The sequence below is a fragment of the Pandoraea sp. XY-2 genome, from assembly GCF_004193915.1.
Lineage (GTDB): Bacteria > Pseudomonadota > Gammaproteobacteria > Burkholderiales > Burkholderiaceae > Pandoraea > Pandoraea cepalis.
Genome location: NZ_CP030849.1, coordinates 4,852,542 through 4,868,553, shown reverse-complemented (window position 1 = coordinate 4,868,553; position 16,012 = coordinate 4,852,542). Strand labels below are relative to the sequence as shown.

Sequence of the window (16,012 nt, the reverse complement as noted above, 5' to 3'; positions counted from 1 at the left end):
ACGTTGCGCTTTAGCGCCTTGACGCCATAACGTCGTAACGTCCTAGGGCCGGAGCGGCGCAATGCCCCGACGGCACGCACCAAGCACAAGGGCCGGTGAGTCATCCTCACCGGCCCTTGTCGTTGAGCGCTATCGGCCCATCGTCAGGCGCTTACTTGCCGCCGACGGTTTCCAGCACGGTCCACTTACCATCGACCACCTTGTACAGCGTGATCGAACCGTACTTCAGATCGCCTGCCTTGTCGTACGCCAGCTCACGCGTGGTCACGCCGGGCATGCTGGTCTTCGCGAGCGTCGGCAGGTACTTTGCCGGATCGGTCGAGTTGGCCTTCTTCATGGCCGACATCATGGCCATGGCACCGTCGTAGGCGTACGGCGAGTACGTTTCCGGGCCACTGCCGAACTTGGCCTTGTAGCGCGACTCGTACGCGGCGCCGCCGGGCATCTTGTCGAGCGGCAGGCCGGCGAGCGACACCACCGAGCCGTTGGCGGCGTCGCCGGCGATCTTCAGGAACGCATCGGACTTGACCATTTCACCGGCCATCAGCGTGCTCTTCATGCCCAGTTCGCGCATTTGTTTGGCGAGCGGGCCGGCTTGCGCGTCGGCGCCACCGTAGAACACCATGTCCGGATTGGCGCGCTTGAGGTTGGTCAGAATGGCGCGGAAGTCCACGGCCTTGTCGTTGGCGAATTCGCGGCGAACAATCTTGCCACCCGCGGCCTTCGCCGCCTTCTCGAACTCGTCGGCCAGACCTTGGCCATAGGCCGTGCGGTCGTCAACGATGGCGATGTTCTTGAAACCCAGCTTCTTGACGGCGAACGTACCGACGACCGACCCTTGCTGAATGTCCGAGGTCATCATGCGGAACGTCGTCTTGAAGCCCTGCTTCGTGTATTCCGGGGCCGTCGCCATGGCGATTTCCGGAATCCCGGCTTGCGCGTAGATGCGCGAAGCGGGAATCGTCGTGCCGGAGTTGAAGTGGCCGAGCATGCCCTTGATGCCCGAGTCGACCAGCTTCTGTGCGACCAGCGAACCCTGACGCGGGTCGGCCTGATCGTCTTCCGACTGCAACACGAACTTCACCGGCTTGCCCTCGATGGTCGGCTTCGTGGCGTTGTACTCGTCGACGGCGAGCTGAATGCCGTTCTGCATGTCTTTGCCGTAGTGCGCCTGGGCGCCCGTGAGCGGTGCGGCAAAACCCAGCTTCACTTCCTGCGCCTGTTGCGCGTTGGCCGTACCGAACGCGAGCAGTCCCGCGACGGCGACCGCGCTGAGCGTAAGCTTCGATTGCATCAACCCTCTCCTTGCATGTGTATGTCGTTGAGTGGCATGCCTGCGGGATCGCCGTGGCATGCCTTTCTTGGATCGCCGTCTGCACAAGGCCGGTCGGCCCAGGACGGCTTCAATCGCAATCAAACGCAATATGCGTCCGACGCGGCAGTATTGGTTGGCTGCGCGCGCCGGTCAAGAGGGAGAAGTTCCGATGGAAGGTGCTACCGGATTATGGGGAGGGTTGCGCCGTCGGGGCACCGGTGCTACCGGATTCGCCCGTCGCGCCTTGCTGGATTGCGCGCAGCGTCGCTTCGGCGCTCGCGTAGCGGGCGAGCACGTCGGCGCTCGGGGCCTTGTCGAAGCGACTCACCACGATGAGCGCCAAACCGCCCAGCACAAAGCCCGGCAGGATTTCGTACAGGTCGAACCAGCCAAATTGCTTCCAGATCAGGACGGTGGCCGCCCCAACGACAATGCCCGCGAGCGCCCCGTTACGGGTGACGCGCGGCCACAGCAGCGTGGCCAGCACCAGCGGACCGAAGGCCGCCCGAAACCCGCCCAGGCGTAACTCACCATGCCGAGCACGCGGCTCTGCGGATCGAGGGCCAGCACCACGGCGATCACCGCCACGCTCAACACCATCGCCCGGCCGATCCAAACGAGGCGGGCTTGGCTGACCGGCCCGCGCGCAAACGTCTTGTAGAGGTCTTCCGTCAGTGCACTGGCGCACACGAGCAACTGGCACGACAAGGTGCTCATCACGGCCGCGAGAATCGCCGCCAGCAGCACACCCGTGAGCCACGGGGTGAAGAGCTGGGTCGTGAGCGCCATGAAGATGGTCTCCGGGTTTGCCGCCACACCGGCGCCAAGATCGGGCCGCGCGCTGTAGAACGCCAGGCCGAAGAAGCCCACGGCGACCGCACCGGTCAGGCATAGCACCATCCAGGTCATACAGATACGACGCGCCTGCGGAATCGCTGCCGCCGAACGCGCGGCCATGAATCGCACGAGGATGTGCGGCTGGCCGAAATAGCCCAGACCCCAGGCGAGCATCGAAATGACGCCGATCGGTGCGAGATCGCCGAACCAATCGGTGTGGGCGGGATGCACAGCGGTGACCGCGTCTACGGCCGCCGCGGGGCTGCCGTCGAGCGCAATCACGGCAATCGGGGTGACGACCAGCGCGGCGAACATCAGCGAGGCCTGCACCGTATCGGTCCAGCTCACCGCAAGAAATCCGCCGATGAAGACGTAGGCAATGGTGGCCACGGCGCCGATCCACAGCGCCGTGCGGTATTCCAGGCCGAACATCGTTTCGAACAGCCGGGCACCGGCGACGACTCCCGACGCGCAATAGATCGTGAAGAAGATGAGGATCACGAGCGCCGTGACGATGCGCAGCACGTGGCTGCGGTCACCGAAGCGCTGTGTGAGGTACTCGGGCAGGGTCAGCGCGTTGCCGCACACCTCCGTATGCACACGCAAGCGCGCGGCCACGAGATGCCAGTTGGCCCACGCGCCGATCGCCAGGCCGATGGCGATCCAGACGCCCGACAGGCCGCCCATGTAGATCGCCCCAGGCAGGCCGAGCAAGAGCCAGCCGCTCATGTCCGAGGCCCGGCGGAAAGCGCGGTGACGAAGCTGCCGAGACGACGTCCCCCGAGAATGTAGTCGGAAAGATCGTGGGTGGCGCGATAGCCGAGCCATCCGATGACCAGCATCAATAGCAAATACACGGTGAATGACACCGCAGTGGGATTCCAAAGGGACATGTAGCCTCCTCGAGCGTCGGTGTCACGTGCGTTGCGCGCCTCTGCCGGCATGACGAAAGAGGCGACGACGCGGGACGACGACCGCTATGGCCAGCGATACGTGTCGCTGGCACGGGTTGACCGCGCAATGGCGGTGAGACGCGTGATATGTCGGGGGCGGGCGCGAAGATACCGCGAATGCGCGCGGCGTGCGTGGCTACGGGATGTGCGGTGGGGCGCTAATTGCGGCTTGGCGGGCTGGGAGGGGGGCGGGAAGATGGCTGGCGGTTAACGCATCGCGGCCGCCAGCGTCCCGAAATGCAGGGCGTTGGCGACCGCTGGGGACCACGCGATCGGGGCGACGGTGCGACCGGGCGTCGAATCTGGCCGCCAGCTTTCGGACGAATCCGACGGGATTCGTCGCGAAACCTGACGGTCCGCCGCGATCAGCCGATGGTCATGAGGTTGGCGTTGCCGCCTGCGGCAGCCGTGTTGACCGATACCGAGCGTTCGCACAGCAGACGCTCCAGTGCGTAGTCGTCACCGGCGGCCAGCGCCTCGGGCGCGAGGCCCTGCATCGACAGGATCGGACCGTTGCGGGTAGCAATGCGGCGGTTCAGGGCGCGCAACTCGTCGCTGTCGCCTTCGAACAGTACCGCGGCGAGCGACGGCTCTGCGGCGGCGTCCGCCCCTGCCGCCAACACCGACGCACGGCCCTTGAGCGCGGCCGGCAAGGCGCTCACCAGTTCGCGGGCGGCAACGCTCTCCGTGAAGACGGCGTTGTTGCCCGTCGCCAGCGCGGCAGCCAGTTGCGTGCGCGCACCGAGCGGGGTGGCGGCCACGCACAGGACCGGGCCGCGCGGCTCCAGACCGTAAGTGTTGCGCTCACCGGTCGGTCCCGGCAGCACGGCGGTGGCGTCGAGTGCCGACGTGGCCAGATATCGATCGACGCGATGGACCGCGGCGGCGCTATCGGCCGAGTGGCCCTGAGCATGCAGCCAGTCGCGGTAGCTCACCAACGGCGAGAGCGCGGCTTCGTTGCGGTTCAGCTCGGCGGGCAGCGAAGCCGGACGCGTCGCCAGCAGACGTGGCAGATACATCGGACCGCCGGCTTTCGGACCCGTCCCAGACAGACCTTCGCCGCCGAAAGGTTGCACGCCGACCACGGCGCCAATCACGTTCCGGTTCACGTAGACGTTGCCGACATGGGCGCGCTCAGTCACATAGGCAATGGTTTCGTCGATACGCGTATGCACGCCGAACGTCAGGCCGTAGCCGGTGCCGTTGATCTGATCGAGCAGCTTGTCGAGTTGCGCGCGCTTGAAGCGGATCACGTGCAGTACCGGGCCGAAGACTTCACGTTGCAGCGCCTTCAGATCGGTCAGCTCGATGAGCGTTGGCGGCACGAACGTGCCGTGACGGGCGGCGTCGGGCAGCGGCAGTTGTTCGACCGGGAAGCCCTTGTCGCGCATATGCTCGATGTGGCGGTTGATGCCGCTTTGCGCTTCGGCGTCGATCACCGGGCCGACGTCGATGGACAGCCGATCCGGATTGCCGATGGCCAGTTCCTGCATCGCGCCCTTGAGCATATGCAGCGTCTTGTCGGCGATGTCGTCCTGCAGGCACAGCACGCGCAGCGCCGAGCAGCGCTGACCGGCCGAATCGAAGGCCGACGCGAGCACGTCGTACACGACCTGTTCGGGCAGCGCCGACGAATCGACGATCATGGCGTTCTGACCGCCGGTCTCGGCGATCAGCGGGATCGGACGGCCATTGGCGTCGAGGCGCTCGGCCAGCGTGCGCGCGATGATGCGCGCCACTTCGGTCGAGCCGGTGAACATGACGGCCTTCGTGCGGGCGTCGGCCACGAGCGCGGCCCCGACCGTTTCCCCTGTACCCGGCAGCAATTGCAGCGCGCCGGCCGGCACGCCGGCGGCGTGTATCAGGCGGACCGCTTCGGCGGCGATGAGCGGCGTCTGCTCGGCAGGTTTGGCGATGACCGGGTTACCGGCGGCCAGCGCAGCGGCGACCTGACCGACGAAGATCGCGAGCGGGAAATTCCACGGGCTGATACACAGCACCGGGCCCAACGGGCGGTGCGTGTCGTTGGAGAAGCCCTGACGGATCTGCGCGGCGTAGTAGCGCAGGAAGTCGACGGCCTCACGCACTTCAGCCACGGCGTTGGGCAGCGATTTGCCGGCTTCGCGTACGCACAGGCCCATGAGCGTGGGCATGTGGGCTTCAAGCAGATCGGCCGAGCGCATCAGGCTGTCGGCGCGTTCCTCGACCGGCGTGGCTTGCCAGATCGGGGCGGCGGCCACGGCGTGCGCGAGCGCTGCGTCTACGTCGGCGGCGGTGGCCTCGATGACCTGACCCACGGTATCTCGCAAATCGGCCGGGTTGCGCACGGCACGCGGCGTGCCCGTGGTGCGCTCACCGTCGGCCAGCATGGGGGCGGCGCGCCACGGCGTGCCCGCGCTGGCAAGCAGTGCCGACGACAGCGACGCGAGGCGGTGTTCGTTCGACAGGTCGAAGCCCGACGAGTTGGCGCGCGCCACACCATACAGTTCGCGCGGCAGCGGAATCTTGGCATGCGGTGCGCCGAGCGGTTGCACCTTTTCGGATTCCGAGATCGGATCGGCGATCAATTCGTCGACGCTGACGGTCTCATCCGCAATCCGGTTCACGAACGAGGTATTCGCGCCATTTTCGAGCAGACGGCGCACGAGGTAGGCCAGCAGCGTTTCGTGCGTGCCGACCGGGGCGTATACGCGGCAGGGGCGCGCGAGCTTGCCTGCCGCGATGGGGCCGACGACTTCTTCGTAGAGCGGCTCGCCCATGCCGTGCAGGCATTGGAATTCGTACTGGCCCGGGTAGTAGTTGTTGCCCGCGAGGTGATAGATCGCCGAGAGCGTGTAGGCGTTGTGCGTGGCGAACTGCGGGTAGATGGCGTCCGGCACGGCGAGCAGCTTCTTCGCGCAGGCGAGGTACGACACGTCCGTGTAGATCTTGCGGGTATAGACCGGATAGCCTTCGAGCCCGTCGACCTGCGCGCGCTTGATTTCCGTGTCCCAGTACGCACCCTTGACCAGACGCACCATGATGCGGTGACGGCTGCGACGCGCCAGATCGATGATGAAGTCGATCACGAACGGGCAACGCTTCTGATAGGCCTGCACCACGAAACCGATACCATTCCAGCCGGCCAGTTCGGGATCGAAGCACAGCGCTTCGAGCAGGTCGAGCGAGATTTCGAGGCGATCGGCTTCTTCGGCATCGATATTCAGGCCGATGTCATACGCGCGCGCCAGCTTGGCGAGCGCCTGCACGCGCGGCAGCAGTTCCGCGACCGTACGCTCGTGCTGGCTGCGTGAGTAGCGCGGATGCAGGGCCGAGAGCTTGATCGAGATGCCCGGGCCTTCATAGATGCCGCGGCCGGCCGAGGCCTTGCCGATGGCCTGAATGGCTTGCTCGTAGCTCGCGTAGTAGCGCTGAGCGTCTTCTTCGGTCGTCGCGGCTTCGCCGAGCATGTCGTACGAATAGCGGAAGCCCTGGGCTTCGTATTTGCGGCTGTTGGCAAGGGCTTCGGAGATGGTTTCCCCGGTTACGAACTGCTCGCCCATCAGGCGCATGGCCATGTCCACGCCCTTGCGGATGAGCGGCTCGCCGCCGCGGCCGATCAAGCGCGTGAGGGCCTTGGTGAGACCGGCTTCGCTGGTGGTGGTCACGAGCTTGCCGGTGATCATCAGGCCCAGGTGGCGGCGTTGACGAACATCGACGGCGAATTGCCCATGTGGGCGTGCCAGTCACCCTTGCTGATCTTGTCGCGGATGAGCGCGTCGCGCGTGGCCTTGTCGGGAATGCGCAGCAGGGCTTCGGCCAGGCACATCAGCGCCACGCCTTCCTGGCTGGACAACGAGAATTCGTGGATCAGGCCTTCCACGCCACCGCCGGTGCTCTTGCCGCGCAGGGCGACGACGAGCTTGCGGGCGAGGTCGGAGGCCGACGTTGCGGTCGCCGGGGCCAGCTTGGCCTGACCGACGAGCACGGGCACGCATTCCGGCTCGGGACGGCGGTAGGCCGCCGTGATCGCCGCCCGCAGCACCGATTGCGGTTGCACGTTCTGGGCGAATTCGAGGAACGGATGCGGCACGGTGTCGTCGCCCGCGTGGCCGTCGATCACCTCGGTGCCCGATTGGGTCGCGCCGCTCAATTCGGGCGGAAGCGCGCCACTCTCGATGCGCTCCAGGTAAGCGAAGATGGCCTGTTTGATGAGCCAGTGCGGGGTGCGCTCGATTTGCTGGGCGGCGCTTTTGAGCCGGGTACGCAGTACGTCGTCGACCTTGACGCCGAGGGTGGTGTTAGCCATGGAAGGGTTACCTGATGACGCGAAAACGTGACACCCATAGCGGGTGAATTTCGGCATCGTAACCGGGTTTCAAAAGAGGTGCAACCTGAGTCGATATTAGGGTTGCACCTAGGTGTGAGGCCGACACGCGAAACATCGTGTGGCGCCCCGGCCCGCGGGCCGGGGGAAAGGCGTTACTTCTGGTCGGTGCCGTACGTTTTTCCCAAATACTCCGAAATCAGCTTGACCTGATCTTCCGGGATGGGCGCGCCATACACTTTCACCATCTTCGTGACTTCCGCGCTCCAGAAGGCGGCCGACATAGGCGGTTGGGTGTTGACATAGTCGAGCGAGTGGCACATGACGCACCACGAGTTGGCCGATTGATAACCGGCGAGCGTCGAGGCTTTCAACTGCGACGTTTCCTGCGGCAGCTTGATCTCAAGTGCATGGACGGGGGCGGCGAAGGTGCCGAACAGACCCAACAGGCCCGACAGCAAGGCCGCGCGGCGCGCAATCTTCGAAAGGTTCATGATCGTTCCCCGTCTCAAGCCGCGATCACACGCACGGTTTCGACCCCGTTGCGCAGATAGCCGGCCGGATTCCACAGCGATTGCAGCGGTTGCGACACCCCTGCACGATTCGTCGCCCGCACTTGGAGCGCGTACTCGCCGGGCTTGGGGGGCGTGAACGACGCCGTCCATTCGCGGAACGAATACTTCGACAGTTCGTGGCCGAGCTGGGCCGCCTGCCAAGTCTGGCCGCCGTCGGCCGAGAACTGCACGTCGCGAATGCCTTCGCCGCCGTCGAACGCAATGCCGCGCACGCGCACCGCCTTGCCCGCCGCCACGTGCTCGCCGTCGGCAAGACTCGTGACGAACGAGCGCACGGTGAAGCGTTCGATCGGCTTTGTCTTCTCGGGCGCCTTGCCGGGCGTGACGCAATTGCAGTCGTTATCCGGAATGCGATACGCCGTGGCCATCCAGAAGCCGTCGAACACCTTGTCGATAACGTTGATGTCCGCCAGATGCTTCACCCAATACGTGCCGTAGTAGCCCGGCACGACCAGCCGCACCGGAAAGCCGTTGAGCATCGGCAGATCCTTGCCGTTCATGGCGAACGCGATCATCACTTCGCCATCCATCGCGTGATCGAGGTCGAGTGCCTTCACGAACTCGGGTGTCGTGGGGACGATCGGCCGGTCAAGACCTTCGAACGTCACTTGCTTTGCGCTGGCCGACACGCCCGCCCGTTCAAGAATCCGCTTGAGCGGAATGCCACGCCAGCGCGCGTTGCCCATCGCACCATTGGCAATCTGTCCGCCGGCGACGCGGGGCTCGAAAAAGCCACGGCTATTGCCCGAGCATTGGTGGACGGCGACGATCTCGACCGGGGCGCCATAGTCCTTCTTGAGCGACGCGAGCGAGATATCGAGCGGTTTGGCGACGCTGCCGCGCACATGAATCCGATGCTTCGCCGGATCGATGTCGGTCGGAATGCCCGCGAGGTGATAGCGCACGAAGAACGCATCGTTCGGTGTGATGAGCCCGTCGTTGAAGATCGCGAACGGCGTTTCCAGTTGCGGGGGGCGCGCCGTCAAGCGGATCAGCGGGCGCTTCTGCGGATACGCGACGAGTTCGCGTTCCCCATTGGCAAAGGGCAGCGTCACCATCTGCGGTGCGGTGGTGGCGGCGAGGACGTCAAGTGCGCGCCCCGCAAGGCTGGCGCCAACGCCCAGTGCACCCGCGCGTCGCAAGAAGCGGCGCCGGGAGGCCTCGGCCAAAGGCGATTCGGTGGGCGGGAGGGGCGGTGTGGCGATGTGTGGCGCCGTAGGGGCGGCGCGCCGGTCGTGCGATTTCATCGGGATGTCTCCTGTAGGACCTCTTATCGTGCAGATGACGTGAACCGTTCGACGTGCGGTGATCGACTGCTATCGGCATCGTCGGAGATTCGGGCGATGTTGTCAAATTTCCGGAACGCTATATACCGATTTATATTTCGAGGGGGTCGACTTCGAGGTGCCAACGCACGGGCGCCTTGAGTGCGCGCAGCTCGCTCATCCAGTGCGTGAGGAAGCGTTGGAGCGCGCCGCGATGCGGACTCTCGACCACGAGCTGGGCGCGTTCGGTGCCCGCGATCCGGACCATCGTCATCGGCACCGGATCCCACAGGGAGATGCGCGCGTCGTGCAGCGCGGGCGTGGCGGCGATCTCGCGGGCCTGTTTGAGGAACGTCATGGCGTCGTCCAGGCGCCGGGCTTCGGCGCGCAGGAGCGCCTGATGCGTGAATGGCGGCAGCAGGGCGACACGCCGCTCCTCCAGTTGTTGCGCCGCGAAGCCCGCGTAGTCGTGACGCATGAGCGACGCGAACAACGGGTGCGAGGCGTAGCGCGTCTGAATCAGCACGTCGCCGGGGCCGTCGGCACGGGCAGCGCGCCCGGCGCGCCCGGCCACCTGCATCAGCTGTGCAAACAGGCGTTCGGCCGCCCGGAAGTCGTGAGAGAAGAGGGCGCTGTCGGCGTTGACCACCCCCACGAGCGTGACATTACGGAAGTCGTGGCCCTTGGCGACCATCTGCGTGCCGATCAGGATGTCGACTTCGCCCGCATGGACCTGCGCGAACAGCGCTTGCGCGCTGCCTTTGCGGCGCGTGCTGTCGGCGTCGATGCGCGCGAGCCGGGCCTGCGGGAACTGTTCGGCCAGCGCCTCCTCGATGCGCTGCGTGCCGCGCCCCAGCGGCGCGAGATCGAGATTGCCGCAATCGGGGCACGCATGAGGAATGCGCGACTCGGCGCCGCAGTGATGGCAGCGCAGCCGCCGCTCGGGCTTGTGCAACACCATGTGGGCGCTGCACCGGCGGCAGTCGCTGATCCAGCCACAGGCATCGCAGTTGAGCACCGGGGCGTAACCGCGGCGGTTCAGGAACAGCAGGCTTTGCTCGCCCGCTTCGAGCCGGGCGCGAATGGCGGCGAGCAGCGATTGCGACAAGCCCTCGTGCACCGTGCGCTGACGTTTGCGCTCGATGTCCATGTCGATGAGCGAGACGCGCGGCAGCACCGCATCGGGCGAGGCGCGCTCGGGCATCGCGAGGCGCACGTAGCGGCCTTGTTCGGCGCGCCGCCAGCTATCGAGCGACGGGGTGGCCGAGCCGAGGACGACGGGGATGCGCAACCGGTTCGCGCGCCAGATGGCGAGGTCGCGCGCCGAGTAGCGCAACCCTTCCTGTTGCTTGTAGGACGGGTCGTGCTCTTCGTCGACGACGATGAGGCGCAGGTGCGGTAGCGACGCCATCACCGCGAGTCGGGTGCCGAGCACGATGCGCGCTTCGCCGCGATGGGCGGCCAGCCAGTGCCGGGCTCGCTCGCCTTCGGCCAGTCCGCTATGCAGTGTGACAAGCGTCTCGCCGGGGAATCGCGCACGGAAGACGCCTTCGAGTTGGGGCGTCAGGTTGATTTCCGGCACAAGCACGAGGACCTGGGCGTCGCGCTCGCGAAGCGCCTCGGCCACGGCGCGCAAATAGACTTCCGTCTTGCCGCTGCCGGTCACGCCATAGAGCAGGAAGGGGGGCAGGGGGGGGATCGCCCGCGTCCCCCGCGCCGCCGGCGTCGAGCTTGCCCGACGGCGCTGTGGCGTCGAGGCATTGGGCGCCGGCGGCTTCGAGCGCGTCGTGAATGGCCGCGACGGCGTCGGCTTGCCCGACAGTCAACGTTCTGGCGGCGCGCGGCGTGCCCTGTGTGCCGAGGTCGATATTGGCCGAGGCATCGGCGAGTGCGGAATGGGTGGGATCGTTGGCGTCAGCGGCGCACGATTCGCCATCCTCATCGTCAGCCTCGTCGGCCTCGTCGGCCTCGTCGGCATGGCGTGCGGCTTCATGGCGCGGCACGGTGTCGACGACGACCCAACCGGCGGCCGCCCACTGCTTGAGCACGTCGGCGGCCTTCGCGCACAAGGCGCGCGCCTCGTCCGCATCGAGCGTGCCGGCTTGCGCCAGGCCCTCGGCCAGGCGGCGCTGGGCGCGCAGCCTGGCGGGCACGTTCTCCAGGAGCGCGGCGAGGGCGCCGTCGGCCAGCCGGTAACGTTGCACGCCCCGCTGGGCGAGCAGCCGCGGCCAGCGCATCGGTGTGCGCAGATGCGCCGGGACGCCCGGCAGGGCCACCTCACCGACACCGCGCTGGTAATACCGCGAGGCGAACTGCATCAGCTCGCGCCAATCCTCGCCGAGCGGCGGTAATTCATGCCAGACGGCGGTGACGTCACGCAGCTTGCCCGGGGCGACTTCGCTGCGGTGCGTCAATTCCCAGACGACGCCCACGACCTGTCGGCGTCCGAACGGCACCTGCACCAGTTGCCCAGGGCTCGCGGCCTGATCGAGCCGATAGTCGAACAGCGTGAGCAGCGGCGTATCGAGCGCCACGCGGGCGATAGCAGGCGCACCGAGGCGCGGCTGGGCGACCGGGGGCAGGGCATCCGCAGTCGATGCAAGAGACGGGGCGGGCAGGTCGTCGGCGCAGGTCAAACTTAAAGTGAATCCTGAGAAGTGTCGGTAAACCCCGGATTTAAGTCGGGTTTCCGGTGGACTTGAAGTGCTTGTGGATAACTATGTTGAGAACTGTGGGGATTATCTCTCGTCAGCCTCACCGGGCGGCCCTCACGTGGTGTCGTGCCTCGACTTTGCCCGAATCAAAAATGCTTTTTGATCAATAGCTTATGAGCGGCGTCGACGCGTACTCCCCGTTGCCCCTCACTTGCGGCGGCGCAGCGAGAATTTGTGCATAAGTCTTCGGGACAACTCCGTAAATTGGAGGGGTTACTCGACAGGTTTACGCTTGACATTCGGTGCTTGAAACGGCGGTTGGGTCTGCAAGGCAAATGGCCCCGCGAGCCGCACCGCCGCTGGTGCGTCTCGCCAATTACGCCGTTTGGCGCAGCTTTCGGCTGTAGCGGTGGACTTCGTCAACGAGTGCCGCAACGTGATCGGATTGCGTGAACTGCGAAATACCGTGCCCCAGGTTGAACACGTGGCCTGGTGCGTTGCCATAAGCGTCGAGCAGGCGGCGAACCTCGGCGCGAATGGCCTCGGGCGCCGCAAAGAGGGCGGTGGGATCGAAGTTGCCTTGCAGCGCACAACGATCGCCGACGCGACGGCGCGCGGCCGCGAGATCCACGGTCCAATCGAGTCCGATGGCGTCGGGCCCCGTGTCGGCGATGGCTTCGAGCCACTGACCGCCGCCCTTGGTGAAGACGATGTGGGGAATGCGTGCGCCATCCCATTCGCGATGCACGCCCGCGAGTGCCTGCTGCATGTAGGCGAGCGAGAACCGTTGGTAGAGGCCGTCGGCCAGCGCCCCGCCCCACGTGTCGAACACCATGACCGCCTGCGCGCCCGCTTCGATCTGGGCGTTCAGGTAGGCCGAAACGGCGCGGGCATTGGTCTCCAGAATATGCGTCATCAAGTCGGGACGCTCGTACATCATCGTCTTGACGGTGCGGAAGTCGGCCGACCCGGCCCCTTCGACCATGTAGCACGCGAGCGTCCACGGGCTGCCGGAGAAGCCGATGAGCGGTACACGTCCGTTCAGGGCGCGACGGATCTCGGCGACGGCGTCGAAGACGTAGCGCAGACTGTCGAGGTCCGGCGCCCGCAGGCGGCGCACATCGTCCTCGGTGCGCAACGGGTGGGCGAAACGCGGCCCTTCACCCGCCTCGAACGACAGGCCGAGGCCCATGGCGTCGGGAATGGTGAGGATGTCCGAGAACAGGATGGCGGCATCGAGCGGGAAGCGCTCGAGCGGCTGCAGCGTGACCTCGGTGGCGTAGGCGGGGTTCTTGGCCAGCGCCAGGAAGCTACCGGCTTTGGCGCGGGTGGCGTTGTATTCGGGCAGGTACCGGCCCGCCTGGCGCATCAGCCAGATCGGCGTGTACTCGGTCGGCTGGCGCAGCAGTGCGCGCAGGAAAGTATCGTTTTGCAGAGCTTGGGACACGTCGCGGCGGTGGGTAGGAGGGTTGGGGCAAGCGGTCATTTTACTCGCGTATCCTCGGCCCGGACGCATGGCGGGCTGTTATGCCGCACATCAGCCATCGGCGGCCCGTCGGCGTGGCGCGCGCGGAACAGTGGCGTCATTCCGATTGGCGTGGGCCGGGAGTGTCTTTAGTATTGAGCCCCACGCGCTGCGTCAGACAGTTCGGGAGCGCAGTGCGCCAACACGTCAAACCTCAGGAGACAAGCATGAAAGTCATGTTGACGGCCGCCAGCGCGGCCTTCGTGGCCGGGGCGGTGCTCGCCGGCGCTGCGGCCCACGCGCAATCGGCCGCTGTCGTGAGCCCTTCCGCGACCCCCGCCATCCACTCCCGGCTGGACGACATCGTCAAATCGGGCACGCTGCGCGCCTGCGCGACGGGTGACTACAAGCCTTACTCGTATCGACGCCCGGATGGCCAGGTCGAGGGCATCGACGTGGACCTGGTCGCCTCGCTGGCGAAGTCGCTCGGCGTGAAGCCGGTGATCGTTCCGACGACGTGGAAGGGGCTGATGGACGACTTCACCGCCGGCAAATGCGATATCGCCGTCGGCGGCGTGTCGGTCACGCTGGATCGCGCGGCGCGCGCATATTACAGCAACGTGGTCATGGTCGACGGCAAATCGCCGATCGTGCGCTGCGCCGACGTGGCGAAGTACCAGACGCTCGCCGATCTGAACAAACCGAGCACGCGCGTCATCGCCAACCCGGGCGGCACGAACGAACGTTTCGCCCGCCAGTACCTGCCGAACGCTACGCTCACGATCTATCCGGACAATGTCACGATCTTCAAGCAGATCGTCGACGGCAAAGCCGACGTGATGGTGACCGACGCCTCGGAAACGCTGTTGCAGCACAAGCTGAATCCGTCACTGTGCCCGGTCAACCCCGACAAGCCGTTGCAGTTCGGTGAGAAGGCCTACCTGCTGCCGCGCGGCGACGACATCTTCAAGCAATACGTCGACCAGTGGCTGAATCTTGCGCAGAAGACCGGGGAATATCAGAAGGTCGTCGACAAGTGGCTGAAGTGACGGCGCGGGTCCCGCGCGGTTCATCCCAGCCAGTCACGCAGACGCTGCGCCGCGTCGTGCATGACCAGCCGCGCCTGCGGCACGAACGGTTGTAACCTCGCGAAACTATGCGTCAGGCCGGGCGCCTCGATGACCTCCGCCCGGCCGCCCGAACTCGCCACGAACTGGGCGTACGATACCGCTTCGTCGTGCAACGGATCGTATTCCGCCGCAATCACCAAGGCATGCGGCAAGGCGTGCCGCGGCGCTTGTGCGGTCAGATTGACCCGCACGTCGTCCGCCGACGGCGTCACGTTGCCCAGAAATTCCTTCCAGTACCAGCGCATTTCGTCGCGTGTCAGGCCCACGCCGTTCGCCAGACGCTCGTAGCTCGGCGTATCGAACCGGCACTGCACCACTGGATAGATCAGCAACTGTGCCCCCACAATCCCCGGGTGTCGGTCGTTGAACCACGCCGCCGCCTGCGCCGCCAAGTGGCCGCCGGCGCTGTCGCCCGCCACGGCCAGACGGTCGACGCGCACGCCGAGCCGCGCGCGCTGCTCGGCCGCCCAGGCCAAGGCATCGCGCGCGTCGTCGATCGGCGCCGGGAACGGATGCTCAGGCGCCAACCGGTAATCGACGCTCAACACCGCCAAGTCGCCGTCCTGCGCCAGGAAGGCGGCCAACGTCCCATGGGTGTCGACATCTCCCACGACCCAGCCGCCGCCGTGGAAGAACACCACCAGCGGCACTTCGCGTTCGACCGGGCGATAGAGCCTTGCGCGCAGGGTGCGGCCCGGCAGCGCAATGTCGAAGGTCTCGCTGCGCAGTCCCGCCGGCAACGGGCGCAAGGCCTCGTTGGCGACGGCGGCGAACCGGGCGCGCACGTCTTGCGCGCTTGGCGCGCCGTTGTCGGCATTGGCGGGGTACTTGCGCGCCATTTGGTCGTAATAGGCAAGTAGATCGGCGTCGATGGTCATATCAGCGGGTCATTGGCGGCGTTGGAGGTCGGCGGTTCAGCGTTTCGGAAGCGGCTGTCTCGGCGGGCGGGCGTCCGCGCTGGTGCGGGGGTGGCCGGCTTGCATCTGCCAGCGCTGGTGTTCGATCTTGACGCATCGGTCCATCACGACGTCCAGCCCTGCCGCCAGCGCGACGGCTGCGGCGTCGTCGTTTTCGATGCCCAACTGCATCCATAGGCTGGTCGCGCCAATGGCGACGGCTTCATCCGCGATGGGCGGAATGTCGCCGCTGCGACGGAAGCAGTCGACCATCTGGATCCGCAGGCCCTCGGCGCGCAAGGCGTTGGCCGCCTCGGTCAGGCTCGCATAAACGGGCTCGCCCAGAATCGTCGCGCCGGCCGCTTGCGGGTTGATGGGGACGATCCGGTATCCGTGCTGTTGCATGTAGCGCGATGTGGTGTAGCTCGGCCGGTCCGGCCGCGGCGACAGGCCCACCACCCCGATCACGCGGTCGCGCGCCAGTATCTGCCCCAAACGTTCCATGGTTTGCATGCGAGTGTGGCCCGATGGGGCCGGTGCGGTCGTTGACGGAATTACTGCTCTCGGTGCGCTGCCGATCCGCGGCGTTGACGTGTCTTCGGATGTCAGATGCCCA

The 16,012-nt window shown here is 66.2% G+C and carries 7 protein-coding genes and 3 pseudogenes; 1 reads left to right on the top strand and 9 read right to left on the bottom strand.

The genetic code is table 11. The features are described 5' to 3' along the window. Positions 1-151 precede the first annotated feature (151 nt). From DRB87_RS22110 to hemE, 7 genes and pseudogenes are all read right to left on the bottom strand, one after another. Positions 152-1,294, bottom strand: a complete 1,143-nt coding sequence (locus DRB87_RS22110) for a branched-chain amino acid ABC transporter substrate-binding protein (RefSeq protein WP_130027531.1) — start codon at positions 1,292-1,294, stop codon at positions 152-154. A gap of 208 nt (positions 1,295-1,502) precedes the next feature. Further along, positions 1,503-3,045: pseudogene (gene putP / locus DRB87_RS22105) on the bottom strand (sodium/proline symporter PutP). Positions 3,046-3,470: 425 nt separating this feature from the next. Next, positions 3,471-7,393, bottom strand: a pseudogene (putA, locus tag DRB87_RS22100) (trifunctional transcriptional regulator/proline dehydrogenase/L-glutamate gamma-semialdehyde dehydrogenase). 173 nt (positions 7,394-7,566) lie between these two features. Then, positions 7,567-7,905 (bottom strand): hypothetical protein, encoded by a 339-nt coding sequence (locus tag DRB87_RS22095; RefSeq protein WP_165385389.1) that lies wholly within the window; start codon positions 7,903-7,905, stop codon positions 7,567-7,569. Between the two features lie 14 nt (positions 7,906-7,919). Beyond that, positions 7,920-9,233, bottom strand: a complete 1,314-nt coding sequence (locus DRB87_RS22090) for a molybdopterin-dependent oxidoreductase (RefSeq protein ID WP_017233605.1) — start codon at positions 9,231-9,233, stop codon at positions 7,920-7,922. A 130-nt stretch (positions 9,234-9,363) separates the two neighbouring features. Then, a pseudogene (locus DRB87_RS22085) lies at positions 9,364-11,833 on the bottom strand (primosomal protein N'). A gap of 448 nt (positions 11,834-12,281) precedes the next feature. After that, complete coding sequence (hemE, locus tag DRB87_RS22080) at positions 12,282-13,352, bottom strand: uroporphyrinogen decarboxylase (RefSeq protein WP_305037077.1); 1,071 nt, start codon at positions 13,350-13,352, stop codon at positions 12,282-12,284. A 245-nt stretch (positions 13,353-13,597) separates the two neighbouring features. Here hemE and DRB87_RS22075 point away from each other — a divergent pair, with 245 nt between their 5' ends. Next, entirely contained in the window at positions 13,598-14,419 is an 822-nt protein-coding gene (locus DRB87_RS22075; RefSeq protein WP_017233602.1) for a transporter substrate-binding domain-containing protein, read from the top strand. 20 nt (positions 14,420-14,439) lie between these two features. Here DRB87_RS22075 and DRB87_RS22070 read toward each other — a convergent pair whose 3' ends face one another. Together DRB87_RS22070 and DRB87_RS22065 are read right to left on the bottom strand one after the other, a co-directional pair. Beyond that, positions 14,440-15,378 carry an alpha/beta hydrolase gene (locus tag DRB87_RS22070; RefSeq protein ID WP_130027528.1) on the bottom strand — a complete coding sequence of 313 codons (939 nt, stop codon included), beginning with the start codon at positions 15,376-15,378 and terminating at the stop codon, positions 14,440-14,442. Between the two features lie 36 nt (positions 15,379-15,414). Next, positions 15,415-15,909 carry a CoA-binding protein gene (locus tag DRB87_RS22065; protein ID WP_240756108.1) on the bottom strand — a complete coding sequence of 165 codons (495 nt, stop codon included), beginning with the start codon at positions 15,907-15,909 and terminating at the stop codon, positions 15,415-15,417. Positions 15,910-16,012 lie beyond the last annotated feature (103 nt).